The organism is Acidovorax sp. GW101-3H11 (assembly GCF_001633105.1).
GTDB lineage: Bacteria > Pseudomonadota > Gammaproteobacteria > Burkholderiales > Burkholderiaceae_C > Acidovorax.
The window spans coordinates 54,077-71,605 of record NZ_LUKZ01000002.1; the positions used below are offsets into that span (position 1 = coordinate 54,077).

14 protein-coding genes are annotated in these 17,529 nt (G+C 66.0%); 5 read left to right on the plus strand and 9 right to left on the minus strand.

Annotated features, from left to right (window positions below):
- Nucleotides 1-23: 23 nt before the first annotated feature.
- From A1D30_RS02440 to A1D30_RS02450, 3 genes are all read right to left on the minus strand, one after another.
- Nucleotides 24-1,160 carry a PilT/PilU family type 4a pilus ATPase gene (locus A1D30_RS02440; protein WP_063459227.1) on the minus strand — a complete coding sequence of 379 codons (1,137 nt, stop codon included), beginning with the start codon at nucleotides 1,158-1,160 and terminating at the stop codon, nucleotides 24-26.
- Nucleotides 1,161-1,236: 76 nt separating this feature from the next.
- Nucleotides 1,237-1,872, minus strand: a complete 636-nt coding sequence (locus A1D30_RS02445; protein WP_063459228.1) for a cyclic nucleotide-binding domain-containing protein — start codon at nucleotides 1,870-1,872, stop codon at nucleotides 1,237-1,239.
- 57 nt (nucleotides 1,873-1,929) lie between these two features.
- The gene (locus tag A1D30_RS02450; protein ID WP_063459229.1) at nucleotides 1,930-2,973 is read right to left on the minus strand and encodes a type IV pilus twitching motility protein PilT; all 1,044 of its coding nucleotides are present in this window, start codon (nucleotides 2,971-2,973) and stop codon (nucleotides 1,930-1,932) included.
- A gap of 37 nt (nucleotides 2,974-3,010) precedes the next feature.
- Between A1D30_RS02450 and A1D30_RS02455 the strand changes: the two genes are divergently transcribed.
- Nucleotides 3,011-3,718: a YggS family pyridoxal phosphate-dependent enzyme gene (locus A1D30_RS02455; RefSeq protein ID WP_063459230.1), complete on the plus strand. Its 708-nt coding sequence runs from the start codon at nucleotides 3,011-3,013 to the stop codon at nucleotides 3,716-3,718.
- 182 nt (nucleotides 3,719-3,900) lie between these two features.
- Here the strand turns inward: A1D30_RS02455 and ltaE are convergent, their stop codons facing one another.
- The 3 genes from ltaE to A1D30_RS02470 form a co-directional block, all read right to left on the minus strand.
- Nucleotides 3,901-4,968, minus strand: a complete 1,068-nt coding sequence (ltaE, locus tag A1D30_RS02460; RefSeq protein ID WP_063459231.1) for a low-specificity L-threonine aldolase — start codon at nucleotides 4,966-4,968, stop codon at nucleotides 3,901-3,903.
- A 109-nt stretch (nucleotides 4,969-5,077) separates the two neighbouring features.
- Nucleotides 5,078-6,325 carry a branched-chain amino acid ABC transporter substrate-binding protein gene (locus A1D30_RS02465; protein WP_056745814.1) on the minus strand — a complete coding sequence of 416 codons (1,248 nt, stop codon included), beginning with the start codon at nucleotides 6,323-6,325 and terminating at the stop codon, nucleotides 5,078-5,080.
- A gap of 53 nt (nucleotides 6,326-6,378) precedes the next feature.
- Nucleotides 6,379-7,029, minus strand: a complete 651-nt coding sequence (locus A1D30_RS02470; protein WP_063459232.1) for a TetR/AcrR family transcriptional regulator — start codon at nucleotides 7,027-7,029, stop codon at nucleotides 6,379-6,381.
- 144 nt (nucleotides 7,030-7,173) lie between these two features.
- Between A1D30_RS02470 and A1D30_RS02475 the strand changes: the two genes are divergently transcribed.
- The 4 genes from A1D30_RS02475 (at nucleotide 7,174) to A1D30_RS02490 (ending at nucleotide 14,129) form a co-directional block, all read left to right on the plus strand.
- Nucleotides 7,174-8,784 (plus strand): AMP-binding protein, encoded by a 1,611-nt coding sequence (locus A1D30_RS02475; protein WP_063459233.1) that lies wholly within the window; start codon nucleotides 7,174-7,176, stop codon nucleotides 8,782-8,784.
- Between the two features lie 87 nt (nucleotides 8,785-8,871).
- Complete coding sequence (locus A1D30_RS02480; RefSeq protein ID WP_063459404.1) at nucleotides 8,872-12,144, plus strand: carboxyl transferase domain-containing protein; 3,273 nt, start codon at nucleotides 8,872-8,874, stop codon at nucleotides 12,142-12,144.
- 39 nt (nucleotides 12,145-12,183) lie between these two features.
- On the plus strand, nucleotides 12,184-13,320 hold the full coding sequence (locus A1D30_RS02485) for an aminotransferase class V-fold PLP-dependent enzyme (protein ID WP_063459234.1): 1,137 nt from the start codon (nucleotides 12,184-12,186) through the stop codon (nucleotides 13,318-13,320).
- Nucleotides 13,317-14,129: a BglII/BstYI family type II restriction endonuclease gene (locus A1D30_RS02490; protein ID WP_063459235.1), complete on the plus strand. Its 813-nt coding sequence runs from the start codon at nucleotides 13,317-13,319 to the stop codon at nucleotides 14,127-14,129. Before A1D30_RS02485 ends, A1D30_RS02490 begins: the two co-directional genes overlap by 4 nt.
- Here A1D30_RS02490 and A1D30_RS02495 read toward each other — a convergent pair.
- From A1D30_RS02495 to A1D30_RS02505, 3 genes are all read right to left on the minus strand, one after another.
- Nucleotides 14,126-14,779, minus strand: a complete 654-nt coding sequence (locus tag A1D30_RS02495; RefSeq protein WP_063459236.1) for an MT-A70 family methyltransferase — start codon at nucleotides 14,777-14,779, stop codon at nucleotides 14,126-14,128. The genes A1D30_RS02490 and A1D30_RS02495 overlap by 4 nt on opposite strands.
- Nucleotides 14,780-14,962: 183 nt before the next feature.
- Nucleotides 14,963-16,468 carry an FAD-linked oxidase C-terminal domain-containing protein gene (locus tag A1D30_RS02500; RefSeq protein ID WP_063459237.1) on the minus strand — a complete coding sequence of 502 codons (1,506 nt, stop codon included), beginning with the start codon at nucleotides 16,466-16,468 and terminating at the stop codon, nucleotides 14,963-14,965.
- A 154-nt stretch (nucleotides 16,469-16,622) separates the two neighbouring features.
- Nucleotides 16,623-17,528: a LysR substrate-binding domain-containing protein gene (locus tag A1D30_RS02505; RefSeq protein ID WP_063459238.1), complete on the minus strand. Its 906-nt coding sequence runs from the start codon at nucleotides 17,526-17,528 to the stop codon at nucleotides 16,623-16,625.
- Between the last annotated feature and the right edge of the window lies 1 nt (nucleotide 17,529).

The following is a 17,529-nucleotide window of genomic DNA, read 5'->3' on the forward strand; positions in this document are numbered from 1 at the left end:
GCCTGAGAGTCGGGCAGCCCCGGTCAGACAATCGCGAAGTGCTCGGTGCCCTGGGCCAGGTCGGGCGACTTGGCGCGCTGGCTGTTGAGCTTGATCTGCAGGCGCAGGTCGTTGAGCGAGTCGGCGTTGCGCAGCGCGTCTTCGTAGCTGATCACATTGGCCTCGTACAGGTCGAACAGCGCCTGGTCGAAAGTCTGCATGCCCAGGTTGCGGCTCTTTTTCATGATCTCCTTGATCTCGTGGACATCGCCCTTGAAGACCAGGTCCGAGATCAGGGGTGTGTTGAGCATGATCTCCACCGCAGCCGCGCGGCCCTTGCCATCCTGCTTGGGGATCAGGCGCTGCGACACCATGGCGCGCAGGTTGAGCGACAGGTCCATCAAGAGCTGCGGGCGGCGCTCTTCGGGGAAGAAGTTGATGATCCGGTCCAGCGCCTGGTTGGCGCTGTTGGCGTGCAGTGTGGCCAGGCACAAGTGGCCGGTTTCCGCGAAGGCCACGGCGTGTTCCATGGTCTCGCGGTCGCGGATTTCGCCCATCAGGATCACATCGGGTGCCTGGCGCAGCGTGTTCTTCAGGGCGGCTTCCCAGCTGTCGGTGTCCAAACCCACTTCGCGTTGCGTGACCACGCAGTTCTTGTGCGGGTGCACAAACTCCACCGGGTCTTCTACCGTGATGATGTGGCCGAACGAGTTCTCGTTGCGCCAGTCCACCATGGCGGCCAGCGTGGTGGACTTGCCCGAGCCCGTGGCACCCACCAGGATGCACAGACCGCGCTTGGTCATCGTCACTTCCTTGAGCACCTGCGGCACGCCCAGGCCGTCAATGGTGGGCAGCGTGAGCGGGATCGTCCGCAGCACCATGCCGACCCGGCCTTGCTGGACAAAGGCGTTGACGCGGAAGCGGCCGATGCCGGCGGGCGAGATCGCGAAATTGCACTCCTTGGTGCGTTCGAAGTCTGCCACCTGCTTGTCGCTCATCACAGCACGCGCCAGCGTAAGCGTGTGGGTGGGCGTGAGCGGCTGGGGCGACACCTTGGTCACCTTGCCATCGACCTTGATGGCCGGGGGAAACTCCGCCGTGATGAACAAGTCGCTGCCATTGCGGCTGACCATCAGCTTGAGCAGGTCGTTGATGAATTTACTGGCCTGATCGCGTTCCATCAGAATTTCTCCCGGGGGTGGTCGTCGTCTGTCGGACGCTCATGGGTCTGGGTCTTGGGTTGCTGCATCACCTGCATCACTTCTGGTTGTCGCTCAGGCGGGCACTCACGACGCGCAGGCGCAGCGACAGCTTGCGGGCCAGCAGCGCAATCAGGCTGGCGGCGAGCTGCGGGTCCTTGCTCATCATGTCGTCCATGGCCTCGGCGGAGAGCACGGCGATCTCGCAGTCGGTGAGTGTGGTGCAGGCCGAAAAGCGGATGCCGCTGTCCAGCAGCGACATCTCGCCCAGGATGTCGCCGGGCCGCGTCTCGGCAAGGCGCAGCTGCTCGCCCCAGGGCTGAACCCGGTCCACTGCAATGGTGCCGGTGAGCAGCACCACCATGAAGTTGCCGTACTCGTCCTGGCGGATCACGTCGCGGTTGGACGGGATGGCCGCAAACTCGAAAAAGCGCTCCATGCGCTCCACGGCGTCCTTGTCCAGGTGCGCCATGTACTTGTCTTTGGCCCACAGGCCCTGCAGCAGCTTGCCGCCCCGGCTGGTGGGCAGGCGCTTGGCGCCCACTTCGACGGCGCGGGCCTCCCAGGGCACCAGCATCGAATCGTCCACGCCCTGGCCCGCAAACGCGGTGGAGAACAGCACGGAATCCGTGTTGTCGTCCCCCGTCTTGCCGCTGCGGGTTTTCATTTTCAGAAGGCTCAGAATGCCTTTCATACGGTGCTCCGGTATGCGGCCGTTGGTGGGGCTGCAAAGTACATGGATGGGCGCGGATCAGCCAGGGAAATTCTCGGGGATCTTGGCCTTGGCGCGCGCCTCGGCCGGGCTGATCACGTTGCGCCGGACAAGGTCGGTCAGGTTCTGGTCCAGCGTCTGCATGCCCACGCTGTTGCTGGTCTGGATGGTGGAGTACATCTGCGCCACCTTGGCCTCGCGGATCAGGTTGCGGATGGCGCTGGTGCCCAGCATGATTTCGTGCGCTGCCACACGGCCCGAGCCGTCCTTGGTCTTGCACAGCGTCTGCGAGATCACGGCCTGCAGCGATTCGGACAACATCGCGCGCACCATTTCCTTTTCTTCGGCGGGGAACACGTCAATGATCCGGTCGATGGTCTTGGCGGCGCTGGACGTGTGCAGCGTGCCGAAGACCAAGTGGCCCGTTTCTGCGGCCGTCATGGCCAGGCGGATGGTTTCGAGGTCGCGCATTTCACCCACCAGGATGGCGTCCGGGTCTTCGCGCAGTGCGGACTTCAGCGCGGCCGCGAACGACAGCGTCATCGGCCCCACTTCGCGCTGGTTGATCAGGCACTTCTTGGACTCGTGCACGAATTCGATCGGGTCCTCCACCGTGAGGATGTGGCCGTATTCGGACTCGTTGAGGTAGTTGACCATCGCCGCCAGCGTGGTGGACTTGCCCGAGCCCGTAGGGCCGGTCACCAGCACCAGGCCCCGTGGCTTGAGGGCCAGGTCGCCAAAGATCTTGGGGGCGTTGAGCTGCTCCAGCGTCAGGATCTTGCTGGGAATCGTCCGGAACACGGCGGCCGCGCCCCGGTTCTGGTTGAAGGCGTTGACGCGGAAACGGGCCAGGCCTTCGATCTCGAACGAGAAGTCCACCTCCAGGAATTCTTCGTACGTCTTGCGCTGCGAGTCGCTCATGATGTCGTACACCATGGCGTGCACCGTCTTGTGTTCCAGCGCATCCACATTGATGCGCCGCACGTCGCCGTGGACCCGGATCATGGGCGGCAGACCGGCGGAGAGGTGCAGGTCGGAGGCCTTGTTCTTGACGCTGAACGCGAGCAGTTGGGTGATGTCCACGGAGTCCCTCTATCGTTTGGTACGCTTGCCAAACATTATGACCACGATTGCTAACAACCTCCAACAGGTTATGGACCGGATCGCCCAGGCGTGCCGGGCCGCCGGGCGCGATCCGGCCAGCGTCGGCCTGCTGGCCGTTTCCAAGACCTTTGGTGCCGACGCGGTGCTGGAGGCGGTGGCCGCTGGCCAGCGTGCCTTTGGCGAAAACTACATCCAGGAAGGCGTGGACAAGATCGCCGCTGTGCGCGCCGCCTTGCCCGGCGCAGCGCTGCAGTGGCACTGCATCGGCCCCATCCAGAGCAACAAGACCCGCCCCGTGGCCGAGCACTTTGACTGGGTGCACACGGTGGACCGCCTCAAGATCGCCGAACGCCTGTCGGCCCAGCGCCCTGAGCTGCTGCCACCGTTACATATATGTATCCAGGTCAATATCGACGGCGGCCCCACCAAGTCGGGCGTGGCGCCCGCCGAGGCGCTGGAGTTGGTGCGGGCTGTCGCAAAACTGCCACGCCTGGTGGTGCGGGGGCTCATGGCCATCCCCGACCATGCTCCTGAGTTTGAAGCGCAACTGGCAATGCACATGCGCGCAAAGGCACTTTTTGACCAAATTTCCGCGCTGAAGGAACCGGGCCTGGCACAGTTCGACACCCTGTCCCTGGGCATGACGGCCGATCTGGAGGCCGCGATCCAGGCGGGCAGCACGCTGGTGCGTGTGGGCACCGGCATCTTCGGTGGGCGCGGATAGAGGACAACCCCCTGAGGCGCTTCGCGCCTTCCCCCTTCTCTCGCGCGGCTGCGCCGTGCGGGAAGGGGGACGCCGCCAGCGCGGCGGGGCGGCCCTTGCGCGGCGGCCGCTGGCCTCGGCCGTGCTTGTGCTGCCGTGGGTGAACTGCTTCAGCCTTCTGCAGGAGAGGACCGGCCGACCGCTCAGTGACCCGTGAAGCGCGCCACACAGTCCAGCGCAGCGGTCACATCCGCCTCGCTCACATCCAGGTGGGTCACCCAACGCAGCCGGGTCGCTCCACCATAGAGGCTGCTGGTCACACGCACGCCGTGCTGCGCCAGCCACGCGGTGAAGGCCGGGGCCACCTCTGCGTGCAGGTCGGTGAAGAGGATGTTGGTCTGCCACGGCAGCACGGTGATCTTGTCTTTCAGCACGGGATGGCTGCGGTTGGCTTCGGCCAGGCCCTGCGCCAACCGGTCCAGGTTGGCGTGGTCATCGGCGAGGCGTCGCACGTGATGTTGCAGCGCGTAGCTGCCTGCGGCAGCCAGCACCCCGGCCTGGCGCATGCCGCCGCCCAGAATCTTGCGCGTACGCCGCGCCTGCCGGATGAAGTCCCGCGAGCCCAACACCAGCGAGCCCACGGGCGCGCCCAGGCCCTTGCTCAGGCACAGCGACGCGGAATCAAAGTGGCTGCACAGCGCGCGCGCTTCCGCATACACATCGGTGCCGTTGCGCGCGGCATTGGCTGTGGCCGCGTTGAACATGCGTGCGCCGTCCAGGTGCATCGCCAGCCCCCGGCTGCGCGCCAGCTGCGCCACATCGGCGATGTAGGCGGGCGGCAGCACCTGGCCGCCGGTGGTGTTCTCCAGCACCACCAGGCGGGTGCGGGCAAAGTGCGGGTCGTCGGGCTTGATGGCGGCCGCGATGTCGGCCACGCGCAAGGTGCCGTCGGGCTGCGTCTCGACCGGCTGGGGCTGGATGGAGCCCAGCACCGCCATGCCGCCCGCCTCCCAGCGGTAGGTGTGCCAGCTCTGGCCCACGATGGCTTCATCGCCACGTTGGCAGTGGCCCCACAGCGCGATCAGATTGGTCTGCGTGCCCGAGGGGGCGAACAACGCTGCCTCGAAGCCCAACAGCTCGGCCGCATGGTCCTGCAGTGCGTTCACTGAAGGGTCGTCGGCAAACACATCGTCGCCCAGCGGCGCCTTGAACATGGCCTCGCGCATGGCGGGCGTGGGCTGGGTGACGGTGTCGCTGCGAAAGTCGGGCATGGGCGCGGTCCTTGTGGGTCGGGTCAATGAATGCAATGACCGGCCATGGTAGCGGCGGCCTGTGGCGGTTGCCGCTGTGGGGATTTCGGCGCCCTTCGGCGCCGTGGCATCAAGGCCGCGTCATCTTGCACTCGGTGCCTTGGGCTATTTCATTGCCGGTGTAGGCCGCATCGGTGCGAAAGCCATAGTTCGTGCCTTCCCAGCCCACCTTCACGGCCTTACCGTCCACCGGCGCGATGGTGTTGACCACCTGGGGCAGCAGCAACTGGTGGTCTTCGCCTCGCATGCGCACCGGGCCCACCACCGAGTCGAGTGTCAGATCTTCCAGGGCGCGCGCCACCTTCACCGGGTCGGTGGACTGGGCCTTGTTGATAGCTGCGGCGAGGAAGCGGGGCGTCATCTCGATGCGCGGCGCGAGGAAGTCCTTGCCCGTCTTGGCCTTGTAGGTTTTGGCCAGCGCGTCCACCTTGGGGGTGTCGGCCTGGCCGGGGTGCCATTCGGCCACCCAGGTGAGCTGGCCCTGCTTGGCCTGTGACACCGCCAGCACCGTGCCGGGGATGGAGCCTGCACTGTGGTTGAAGTAGCGCAGGTTGTAGCCCGCATCGCCCGCCGCCTTGAGCAGCAGCGTCATGTCCTGCCCCCAGTTGCCGGTGATGACCGAATCGGCCTCCGTGCTCTTGACCTTGGCGAGGTAGGGCGCAAAGTCCTTCACGCGGCCGATGGGGTGCAGGGCCTCGCCCACAAACTGGATGTCCGGCCGTGCCAGGCCCACCATCTCGCGGCCGTAGTGCGCCCACTGTTTGCCATGCGCGTAGTCCTGGTTCAGCAGGTACACCTTCTTGATGTCCGGCTGCTTCTTGATGTAGTTGGCAATGGCCTTCATTTTCATGGCCGTGTTGGCCTCGAACTGGAAGTGCCAGAAGTTGCAGGCCTTGCCCGTCAGCTCGGGGTCGATGGAGGAGTGGTTCAGCACCAGAATTTCCTTGCCCGGGTTGCGCTGGTTGTGGCGTGCCGCTGCCTGCACCAGCGCCGTGACCACGGACGAACCCGAGCCGCCCGTCACGATGGCCTTGGCGCCCTGGTCGATGGCGGCCTGCAGCGCGCTCTGGCTCTCCTGCGCCGAGAGCTTGCTGTCGAACTGCAGCAGCTGCAGCTTGGTGCCCTTGAGCACGCCGCCCTTGGCGTTGATGTCCTCGATGGCGTACTGCGTGTGCGTGAGCATCAGCTCGCCCACGTTGGCAAACGGGCCCGACAGCGGGTCGATGTAGGCGACCTTGAAGGTCTCCTGCGCGCTGGCGGCCGTGCCGATCAGCAGGGCCGCCGCGGCGGCCAGGGGGGTGAGGAACACGGTTTTCATGGATTTTGTCTCCGGTGGTTGTTGTGCTGGGTGTCGGGGTGCTGCGGTGCGCGTCAGGCTGGGTTGCGCTTGCGGGTTCGCCGCAGCCCCAGCACACGCCAGGCCAGCTGCGCCAGCTCCTGCGCCACCTCGTCTTGCGACAGGCGGCCGTCAGGGCGGTACCAGTTGTAGAGAAAGCCGGGCAGGCTGCAGGCGGCCAGGGCGGTGATCTTGGTGTCGTTGAACTCGAACATGCCGTCGTCGCGGCCCTGTTCGAGCAGCGCGCACAGCCGGTCGTAGAAGTGGTTCGCCAAATCCTTCTGGGCCGCCAGGTACTCGGGCCGGTACACCTGCGGCTCGCGGTAGGGGAAGAAGGCTGAGGGGTGGTGCTCCAGCGTGGCGCGGATCAGCCGCTCGATGCCCTCCGTCACCTTCACATGCGCAGGCCGGTCATCGTCCGCCGCAAAGTCCATCGCAGTGAAGCAAGCCACAGCAGGCGCCCAGGACAGCGTCTCGAAGATCTCCTGCTTGTTGCGGAAGTAGTAGTACACGAAGGGCTTGGTCACGCCCAGCTGCTGCACGATCTGCTCGATGGTGGTGTTGGCGTAGCCCTGCGCATCGAACAGCGCCTCGGCCGCACGCAGGATGCGCTCGCGCTTCTCGTCCGACCCGGCCGTGGCGGCCTTCTGGCGGCCGCTGGCCTGCACGGGGGGCTGCTGGTTCATCGGTGTCCTTTGCGTGACGTTGAGGTTATACCCATGGGTAGCATTGTTCTACCGAGCGGTATATATTGGCAAGACGCTGGCCGGTGCAAGCACCTAGCAAAAACCCCAAGAACCAGCGATTCCAGACACCTCGGAGACAACGCCATGCCTTCTGCCGCACCGCAGCTGCCGCTGCACGAACACCTGCGCCGCCACGCGCGCGAAACGCCCGACCGCATCGCCTACCTCTGGTACGGCCAGCCCCTCACCTGGGCGCAGCTTGATGCGGCCAGTGATGCATTTGCCGCGCGCCTGCAGGCGCTGGGTGTGGCCAAGGGCGAGCCCGTCGCGCTGTTCATGAACAACTGCCCGCAGTACGTGATGGCGCACTACGGCATCCAGAAGATCGGCGCCATCGTCTGCCCCTGCGGGCCGCTGAACAAGGAGCACGAGCTGGAGTACCAGCTCACCGACCTGCAGACGCGCGTGATCGTCGCGGCCGATGTGCTGCTGCCCGTGGTGGACAAGGTGCGCGCCAAGACGGCACTGCAGCACGTGTTTGTGGTGCGCTATGCCGAGCTGCTGCCAGACGGCACGCCCAGCATCGACGTGCCCGCCGAACTGCTGAACATGCGCACCGCCATGGGCTCGGTGCCTGCGGGCTGCGAAGATTTTCTGGCCGCCACCCGCACCGGTGCGCGGCCTGCGCCCGTGGCGCTGTCGATGGATGACATCTCGCTCATGACCTACACCTCGGGCACCACCGGACTGCCCAAGGGCGCGATGCTGAGCTACGGCAACGCCACCTTCAAGACCGCCGCCTCGGCCGACTGCAACGGCATGACGCCGCACGAAACGCTGCTCGCCGTGGCCCCTCTGTACCACATCGCCGGCATGGTGATGGGCGTGAACCTGCCGGTTTACACCGGCGCCACGGCCGTGCTGCTGTACCGTTTTGACCCGCTGGGCGTGGCCCAGGCGCTGGAGCGCCACCGCGTGACCTGGTGGTACAGCATCGCGCCCATGAACGGCGCCCTGATGCAGGTGCCCGGAGCACGCGACATGGACTGGAGCGCGCTGCGCCGCAACCCGGTCACCAGCTTTGGCATCACCTTCACCGAGGCGCTGGCCCAGCAGTGGCAGCAGTTCGCGCCGAATTGCATTGCGCACGAGGCGGCCTATGGCCTCTCTGAAACCCACACCGTGGACACTGCCATGCCGGTGGACGCCATCCGCTGGGGCACCCAGGGCCAGCCCGTGCCGGGCAATACGATCCGCATCGTGGATCCCGATACCGGCGCGCCGCTGCCCACGGGCGAGGTGGGCGAGATCACCATCCACGGCCCCGGCAACTTCAAGGGCTACTGGAACAAGCCCGAGGCCACGGCCAAGACGCTGCGGGATGGCTGGGTCTACACCGGTGACATGGGCAAGATCGATGCGGACGGCTACCTCACCTTCATCGGCCGTTTCAAGGAAATGATCAAGGTCTCGGGCTACAGCGTGTTCCCCGAAGAGGTCGAGACCCTGCTCATCAAGCACCCCGCCGTGGCCCAGGCCGCCGTGATCGGCGTGCCCGATGCGGAAAAGGGCGAGGTGGCGCGCGCCTTCATCGTCAAGAAACCCGGCCAGGATTTGGATGCCGCCGCCCTGGTGGCCTGGTGCCGCGAGAACATGGCGCCCTACAAGGCCCCGCGCGAGGTGCGTTTCATCGACGCGCTGCCCGCTACGGGCGCGGGCAAGGTGCTGCGCCGCCTGCTGCGTGATATTGCTTGATTGAATGAAAAATTGGTCGCTAGCGCCTGATGAATATGCGCTGGTAGCTATAAAAAATAGAGCGACTTCCCTATGCCATCTTCTGTTCTGTTCACCAAAGTGCTGGTTGCCAATCGGGGCGAAATCGCACTGCGCACCGTGCGCGCCCTGCACGACCTGGGCGTTGCCAGCGTGGCCGTCTATGCCGATGACGACGCCGCCAGCCCCCATGTGCAGGCGGCCAGTGCGGCCGTAGCGCTGGGCGCCACCGGCCCGGCCGCGTACCTGGACGGCGCGCGCCTCGTTGCCATCGCCCAGGCGCAGGGCTGCGATGCCGTGCACCCAGGCTATGGCTTTTTGAGCGAGCGCGCTGACTTTGCCCGGGCCTGTGCAGAGGCCGGGCTGCGCTTCATTGGCCCCACGCCCGCGCAGCTGGCGCTGTTCGGCGACAAGGCGCAGGCCCGTGCGCTGGCGCAGCAGCAGGGCGTGCCGCTCATGCCCGGCACGCAGGCGGCGGTGACTCTGGAAGAGGCGCAGGCATTCTTCGCGCAGCACGCCCATGCCGGCATCGTGATCAAGGCCATCGGGGGCGGCGGCGGGCGCGGCATGCGCGCGGTGGCGTCGGCCGATGACGTGCCCGCTGCCTACGCGCGCTGCCGCAGCGAGGCGCAGGCCGCCTTTGGTGTGGACGGCGTGTACGTGGAGCGCCTGATGGGCAACGCCCGCCACATCGAGGTGCAAGTGCTGGGTGACGGGCGCGCGGTGATCGCCCTGGGCGAGCGCGAATGCACGCTGCAGCGGCGCTTTCAGAAGGTGGTGGAGATCGCACCCAGCCCCTCGCTGCCGGGCGCATTGCGCGAGCGCATCACCACGGCCGCGCTGTCCATGGCGCGCGCCGTGGACTATCAGGGCCTGGGCACCTTCGAGTTTCTGGTGGACCTGGCATCGAACGACCTGCCGTTTGTGTTCATCGAATGCAACCCACGCCTGCAGGTGGAGCACACCATCACCGAAGAAGTCACCGGTGTGGACCTGGTGCAGGCGCAGATCGCGCTGGCGGCGGGCCGCAGGCTGCAGGACATCGGTCTCGACCCTGCCGCACCGCCTGCAGTGCAAGGCTTTGCCGTGCAGTGGCGCATCAATGCCGAAACGCTGGACGCGCAAGGCAACGCCACCCCTGGCAGTGGCACGCTCCGCCGCTTTGACCTGCCCGCAGGCCCCGGCGTGCGCGTGGACACGCACGGCGCAGCGGGCGCCACGCCATCACCGCACTACGACACGCTGCTGGCCAAGCTCATCGTGCACACGCGCAGCCCGCGCTTTGCCGACGCACTGCGCCGCTCGCAGCGCGCACTGGCCGAGTGCCGCATAGACGGTGTGGCCACCAACCTCGCGCTGCTGCAGGCGCTGGCCGCGCGGCCCGAGATGGAAAGCCAGCAGGTGCACACGCGCTGGCTGGAGTCGGTGCTGTCTCAATTGTTGGGTGCTATTAAAAATGTAGCTATTGAGGCATATGCAGAGCGCGGAGAAGGCCAAAAAACCTTAAATTCTTCAGCCCCACCACCCGCAGGCGCCGTGCTGGCCCCCATGCCCGCGCGCGTGGTGCAGCTCAGCGTGGCCGAGGGCGATGTGGTCGCTGCCGGTGCCGAGCTGGCCGTGCTCGAAGCCATGAAGATGGAGCATGTGCTGCTGACCCCGCACGCAGGCCGCGTGGGCGCGCTGCTGGCCGTGGCCGGTGGCTACGTCGCGCAGGGGCAGCCACTGCTGGTGCTGGATGCGATGGACGATGCAGCCGGTGTGGAGGTGCAGGGCAGCGCTGCGAACGACCCGGACCACATCCGCGCCGATCTGCAGCGCGTGATCGACCGCCACGCCTTCACGTTCGACGCCGCGCGCCCCGAAGCGATTGCCAAGCGCCACGCGCAAGGCGGCCGCACGGCGCGCGAGAACATTGCCGACCTGTGCGACAACGGCAGCTTCATCGAATACGGCGCCCTGGCCATCGCCGCGCAGGCACGCCGCCGCAGCAAGGAGGACCTGATTGCCAACACGCCCGCCGACGGCATGGTCACGGGCATTGGCGGCATCAACGGCGCACTGTTTGGCGACGAGAAATCCCGCGCCGTGGTCATGTCCTACGACGCCACCGTGCTCGCGGGCACCCAGGGCGCACGCAACCACGCCAAGACCGACCGCATGCTCGGTATTGCCCTCGCGCAGAAGCTGCCCGTGGTGCTATTTGCCGAGGGCGGCGGCGGCCGCCCGGGCGATACCGACATGCCCATCGTGGCCGGGTTGCACGTGCACACTTTCGCCAGCTACGCTGCGCTCTCGGGCCAGGTGCCGGTGATCGGCATCGCTGCGGGGCGCTGCTTTGCGGGCAACGCGGCGCTGCTGGGCTGCAGCGACGTGATCATCGCCACACGCGGCAGCAACATCGGCATGGGCGGCCCGGCCATGATCGAAGGCGGTGGCCTGGGCGTCTTCAAGCCCGAGCAGATTGGCCCCAGCCGCGTGCAGCATGCCAATGGCGTGATCGACGTGCTGGTCGATGACGAGGCCGGGGCGGTGCAGGCCGCGCGCCACTACCTTTCGTTCTTCCAGGGCCGCACACCAGAGTGGTCCGCACCGGACCAGCGCCTGCTGCGCGCCGTGGTGCCAGAGAACCGCCTGCGCGTGTACGACACCCGCACGGCGATGGCCGGCCTGGTGGACGACGCCAGTCTGCTGCCGCTGCGCACCGGCTTCGGCGCCGGCATCCACACCGCGCTGGCGCGCATCGAAGGCCGCCCCGTCGGCCTGCTGGCCAACAACCCGCAGCACCTGGGCGGTGCCATCGACGCCGACGCGGCCGACAAGGGCGCGCGCTTTATGCAGCTGTGCAACGCGCATGGCCTGCCCATCGTGAGCCTGGTGGATACGCCCGGCTTCATGGTCGGCCCCGAGGTCGAAGCCACGGCCCAGGTGCGCCACGTAAGCCGCCTGTTCGTCACCGCCGCCAGCCTGCGCGTGCCCACCTTCAGTGTCGTGCTGCGCAAGGGCTACGGCCTGGGCGCCATGGGCATGACGGCCGGGGGCTTCCATGCGCCCGTGTTCACCGTGGCGTGGCCCACGGGCGAGTTCGGCGCCATGGGGCTCGAAGGCGCCGTGCGCCTGGGCTTTCGCAAGGAGCTGGAGGCGCTGCCCGAGGGCGCCGAGCGCGACGCGCTGTTTGCCAAGCTGCTCGCCAAGTCGTACGCCAATGGGGAGGCGATGCACATGGCGGCCACGCTGGAGATCGATGCGGTGATCGACCCGGCCGACACGCGCGCGTGGCTGGCGCGGGGGCTGGCGTCGGCGCAGGTGGCGCCGCAGGGGCACCGTTTCATCGATACGTGGTGATAAGCTGGCCCGCTGATTTGTTCAACGGAGAGACTGCCCATGCCCGGCCTTTTGCCCGATATCGACCCCGATGGCCTGCTCGAATTCTCGGTGGTCTACACCGACCGCGCGCTCAACCACATGTCCAAGCGCTTCACCGGCGTGATGCAGGGCATCCTGGCGACGCTGAAAGAGGTCTACCACGCCCACACCGCCGTGCTGGTGCCCGGCAGCGGCACCTTTGGCATGGAGGCCGTGGCGCGCCAGTTTGCCAACAAGCAGAAGGTGCTCATCGTGCGCAACGGCTGGTTCAGCTACCGCTGGAGCCAGATTTTTGATGCCGACACCGGCCTGGGCGGCGGCGCGGTGGTGTGCAAGGCGCGCCGCCAGGGCGATGGCCCGCAGGCACCCTGGGCACCGTGCCCGGCCGGGGAGGTGGCGGCCACCATCCGTGCCGAAAAACCCAAGGTGGTGTTCGCGCCGCACGTGGAGACGGCCAGCGGCATCATCCTGTCGGACGACTACATCCGCACGCTGACGGCCGCTGCCCATGAGGTGGGTGCGCTGTTTGTGCTCGACTGCATTGCCTCGGGTGCGATGTGGGTGGACATGCAGGCCACCGGCGTGGACGTGCTCATCAGCGCGCCGCAAAAGGGCTGGAGCGGCTCGCCCTGCTGCGCCATGGTGATGCTGAGTGAACGAGCGCGCGAGGCCATCGAAGGCACCACGAGCAGCAGCTTCTCGTGCGACCTCAAGAAGTGGATGCAGATCGCCGAGGGCTACGAAAAGGGCCAGCACGCCTACCACACCACCATGCCCACCGATGCGCTGGTGCGCCTGTCCGAGGTGATGACCGAGACGCGCGCCTACGGCTTTGCCAAGGTGCGTGAAGAGCAGATGGAGCTGGGTGCCAAGGTGCGCGCGCTGCTCGAATCGCGCGGCTTCCCCAGCGTAGCCGCAGAGGGCTGGAAGGCGCCTGGCGTGGTGGTGAGCTACACCACCGATCCCGGCATCCAGAACGGCAAGAAGTTCCTGGAGGTGGGGCTGCAGACCGCTGCGGGCGTGCCGCTGCAGTGCGACGAAGGGCCTGAGTTCAAGACCTTCCGCATTGGCCTGTTTGGCTTGGAGAAGTGGCACAACGTGGACCGCAGCGTGGGCCATCTGTCGAAGGCGCTGGACAAGGTGGTGGTCGGATGACAGTGCGTCCTGTGTCTGCGGCTGTGCCGTTCGGGGCATTGCGGGAGAAGGGTTTCGATGTCCTCTTTCTCTCGCATGCGAGGCCTATTCTAGAAGGCGAGTTTTCCGATGCGCTGCAGGAGTTGGAGCGTGTCCTGGGTGCCATCGAACTGCCGATCTCCGAGATCATCGGATCGGGAGGGGGGGAGACCCAGTTCACCCAGCGCCTGCGCAAGGCGCTTGCGCACCTCGGTTGGGAAAAGCACATCTTCGAGATCGGCAAGACCATAGACGGCGTGCCACGTGAGTCTACTTCGCACGAGGTCGATCACGTCAAATATGGGAGCACAGGCGTTCTGGCTTTGGAAGTCGAATGGAACAACAAGGATCCGTTCTACGACCGCGATCTGGAGAACTTCAAGCGCTTGCACGCCGAAGGTGCCATCAGCGTGGGCATCATCATCACGCGGGGCCGTTCATTGCAGGAAAGTCTCTGGGATGCCGTGCACCGCTTTGCCATGGAGCGCAGCATCGACTCCATGGAGCAGCTGACGGAAAACGGCGTCACGCCCACACCCAAGCAGCGGGCCAATATCCTCAAGCGCGTGCAGCGTGTCAAAGACCCGGTGCCTCTTGCCATTGCTTGGACAGACAATTTTGTTTCCAACAAATTTGGTCAGGCTACCACGCATTGGGACAAGTTGATGCACCGGGTCGAGCGAGGTGTAGGCAATCCATGCCCGCTGCTGCTGATCGGGTTGCCCGCCTCAATCATTGCTTTTGATGCTGCTAAGGTTGAGCCGATGTCCGAGGAGGACGTGGTGGATTAGGCGAGTGCTAGTTGCAGACCAGCGTCTGCCTGCGAGTGGTTGGTGTATGTGGGCCAGTCTGGTGTGTAGCTTTCGTCAGCTTGGTTGCCCCAGATTGCCCAACCCTCGCGCCTGCCGCGGGCAAACATTTCCAGGTAAGGGCCTGGACTGCATGAGGTGATCAGCGGATATTGCTCATCGGGCTTGCGGGAGTGCTCGCGCTTGCGGGTGCTCATGATGTTGACTTGGGTGCGCCCCGGCTGTAGCGTGCGAGCGCCTTTCCCGCGTGTTCCAAAAAGCAGGATCTCGGTCACGTTGCGAAAGTAGAAACCGACTCCTCTGCCGTCTGGCCCGCCGTCTTTGCGAATTTTTTGCCAGATGATGTTCGACTTGTACTGGAAGCCCCAGGCCTGCATAACCGAGAGTCCTTCAGGCAGCAATGCATTGGGTACCCAAAGATAAAGATGCGCCGTGTCTGCGGCTGCCTCGGCCACTGGAAGCGCCTTGATGTCATCCAGCGTCAGGGTGCCATATCGGTTGAGTCGCTTATGTTCTGGCGCAACTTTTCCGGTGCGGTTCTGGAACTGCCAAGGAGGGTCCGCAAGAATCGTTTTGAATTTGCGCCCCGCAATGAAGCTCGAAAAATTCTGGGCGGCTGATTCTTGTGTCATGACAGGAGGTTTCTTGGGGCGGTAAGCGAAATTACTGGATATAGATCCATGTGTCAACGCTCAGATAGGGCATGAACCATACCACCGCACCGATACCCCCGGACGGTAGTTGGCTGCTGCTTGAAACCCCTGCACTGGGGTCTGCGCCCGAGTGCTTTGTTGTTGCCGAGTGCGAGAACAGACTCAAAACCTTGGCAACGCCGGATGCCTGATCTGCCCCCCCCGCACCAGCATCTTCCCGTACTCCGCACACCGATTCAACGTCGGAATCACCTTCCCGGGGTTCAACAACCCCGCCGGGTCGAACGCATGTTTCAGCCCGAACATCTGCGCGTTTTCCTCGGCGGTGAACTGCACGCACATGCTGTTGAGTTTCTCCACGCCCACGCCATGTTCGCCCGTCACCGTGCCGCCCATGGCCACGCTGGTTTCCAGGATGTCGGCGCCAAACAGCTCGCAGCGGTGCAGCTGGTCGGCGTCGTTCGCATCGAACAGGATGAGAGGGTGCAGGTTGCCGTCGCCCGCGTGGAACACGTTGGCGCAGCGTAGCTGGTACTTCTTTTCCATCTCCTGGATGGCGAGCAGGATGTCGGCCAGGCGCTTGCGCGGGATGGTCGAGTCCATGCACATGTAGTCGGGGCTGATGCGGCCGCTGGCGGGGAAGGCGTTCTTGCGGCCGCTCCAGAAGCGCAGGCGCTCGGCCTCGTCGCGGCTCACGCTGATGGCGGTGGCGCCTGCGGCGCGCAGCACCTCGCTCATGCGGCCGATCTCTTCTTCCACTTCCTCGGGCGTGCCGTCGCTCTCGCACAGCAGGATGGCTTCGGCCGTAAGGTCGTAGCCTGCGTGCACAAAGTCTTCGACGGCGGCGGTCATGGGCTTGTCCATCATTTCCAGCCCGGCGGGGATGATGCCCGCCGCGATCACGGCGGCCACGGCGTCGCCTGCTTTGCGCACGTCGTCAAAGCTGGCCATGATGCAGCGCGCCAGCTGGGGTTTGGGGATCAGGCGCACCGTCACTTCGGTGATCACGGCCAGCATGCCTTCGCTGCCGATCACGGCGGCCAGCAGGTCGTAGCCGGGGCTGTCCAGCGCCTCGCTGCCAAACTCCACGGGCTCGCCTTCCACCGTGAAGCCCTTGACCTTGAGCACGTTGTGCACCGTGAGGCCGTACTTCAGGCAGTGCACGCCGCCCGAGTTCTCGGCCACGTTGCCGCCGATGGTGCAGGCGATCTGGCTGCTGGGGTCGGGGGCGTAGTACAGGTTGTGGGGGGCCGCCGCCTCGCTGATGGCCAGGTTGCGCACGCCACTCTGCACCACGGCCGTGCGGCTTTCGGGGCTCAGGTTCAGGATGCGGTTGAATTTGGCCAGCGACAGCGTGACGCCCATCGCGTGCGGCATGGCCCCGCCCGACAGGCCCGTGCCCGCGCCGCGCGCCACCACGGGCACCTGCAGCCGGTGGCAGGCGCGCAGCACGGCCTGCACTTCGTCATAGGTCTCGGGCAGGCACACCACCAGCGGGCGCTGGCGGTAGGCGGTGAGGCCGTCGCATTCATACGGCGTGGTGTCTTCGCTGTGCCAGAGCAGGGCATGTGCGGGCACGGCCTGGCCCAGGGCCTGGACAACTTCGGCCTGGCGCGCGGCGCGCTCGGCCGGGGTGGGGCCCGCTGGGGCGGAAGAGGCGGTGTTCATGGCCGCCACTGTAGGGGATGGCCGGGCGCCCGGGCTTGAGCTTTTTTGCGCGCTGCCGTGAAAAATGCTGCAGCGGGCCTGATTTGCTATAAATTGTGTAGCTATAACGGCATGCCTGTTGCGCGCAGAGGCCGGTTTTTGTTTGAATTTTTGCCTACGCCATGGTCTTGCGCAGCCACTCGGCGAACGCGGCGCATTCCCACCGGTCCATGGTGCCGGTGCGCCAGCACAGGTAGTGCGCGTGGGGGCTGGGCGCATCGTGGGCAAACAGGCGCACCAGGGTGCCGTTTTCCAGCCAGGGCGCGCCGAGCTTGAGGCGCACCAGCGCCACGCCCATGCCCGCAGCGGCGGCGTCGCACATCAGGCCGATGTCGTTGAACTGCGATCCCTCGTTGGGCTCGGCCCAGTCCAGACCCGTGGCGGCAAACCAGGTGCGCCAGGGCTCCAGCGGGCTGCGCAGCAGGGGCACGCCCTCCAGGTCCTCGGGGCGGTCGAACGGGCCGTGTTCGCGCACGAAGGCGGGCGAGGCCAGGGGCGTGACTACGTCGCGGGCCAGCTCCACATGTTCCACATCGGCATAGTGGCCGGGGCCAAAGCGCACCATCAGGTCGGCGTCTTCGGCCACTACGTCCAAGAGCGGGATGGAGACCTGCAGCGCCAGGTCGATCTCGGGATACGCCTCGGTGAACTGGCGCAGGCGCGGGATGAGGATGGTGCGCGCAAATGTGGGCGTGACGGCCAGCTTGAGCCGCCGCCGCCCGGGTGCCGCCGCCTGGCCCGGAAAGCGCTGCAGCGCGGTGAGCCCTTCGCGCACATGGGCGAGGTAGGCGCTGCCCTCAGTGGTGAGCGAAAAATCCGCCCGGCCAAACAGCTGTACGCCCAGGATCTGCTCCAGCTGCTTGACGCGGTGGCTCACGGCGCTGGGCGTCACGCACAGCTCGTCGGCCGTCTGCGTCACGCTGCGCAGGCGGGCCAGCGCCTCAAACGTCAGCAGGCACTGGATGGGCGGGATGCGCCGGGCCGCGCTGCTGAGGAAGGACGACGGGAGTGCCGTGGCCATG

Excerpts from the sequence above, each read along its gene's own strand:
- A1D30_RS02440 (WP_063459227.1), bottom strand. The coding sequence starts at position 1,160 with ATGGAACGCGATCAGGCCAGTAAATTCATCAACGACCTGCTCAAGCTG.
- A1D30_RS02445 (WP_063459228.1), bottom strand. The coding sequence starts at position 1,872 with ATGAAAGGCATTCTGAGCCTTCTGAAAATGAAAACCCGCAGCGGCAAG.
- A1D30_RS02455 (WP_063459230.1), top strand. The coding sequence starts at position 3,011 with ATGACCACGATTGCTAACAACCTCCAACAGGTTATGGACCGGATCGCC.
- ltaE (WP_063459231.1), bottom strand. The coding sequence starts at position 4,968 with ATGCCCGACTTTCGCAGCGACACCGTCACCCAGCCCACGCCCGCCATG.
- A1D30_RS02465 (WP_056745814.1), bottom strand. The coding sequence starts at position 6,325 with ATGAAAACCGTGTTCCTCACCCCCCTGGCCGCCGCGGCGGCCCTGCTG.
- A1D30_RS02470 (WP_063459232.1), bottom strand. The coding sequence starts at position 7,029 with ATGAACCAGCAGCCCCCCGTGCAGGCCAGCGGCCGCCAGAAGGCCGCC.
- A1D30_RS02475 (WP_063459233.1), top strand. The coding sequence starts at position 7,174 with ATGCCTTCTGCCGCACCGCAGCTGCCGCTGCACGAACACCTGCGCCGC.
- A1D30_RS02485 (WP_063459234.1), top strand. The coding sequence starts at position 12,184 with ATGCCCGGCCTTTTGCCCGATATCGACCCCGATGGCCTGCTCGAATTC.
- A1D30_RS02490 (WP_063459235.1), top strand. The coding sequence starts at position 13,317 with ATGACAGTGCGTCCTGTGTCTGCGGCTGTGCCGTTCGGGGCATTGCGG.
- A1D30_RS02495 (WP_063459236.1), bottom strand. The coding sequence starts at position 14,779 with ATGACACAAGAATCAGCCGCCCAGAATTTTTCGAGCTTCATTGCGGGG.
- A1D30_RS02500 (WP_063459237.1), bottom strand. The coding sequence starts at position 16,468 with ATGAACACCGCCTCTTCCGCCCCAGCGGGCCCCACCCCGGCCGAGCGC.
- A1D30_RS02505 (WP_063459238.1), bottom strand. The coding sequence starts at position 17,528 with ATGGCCACGGCACTCCCGTCGTCCTTCCTCAGCAGCGCGGCCCGGCGC.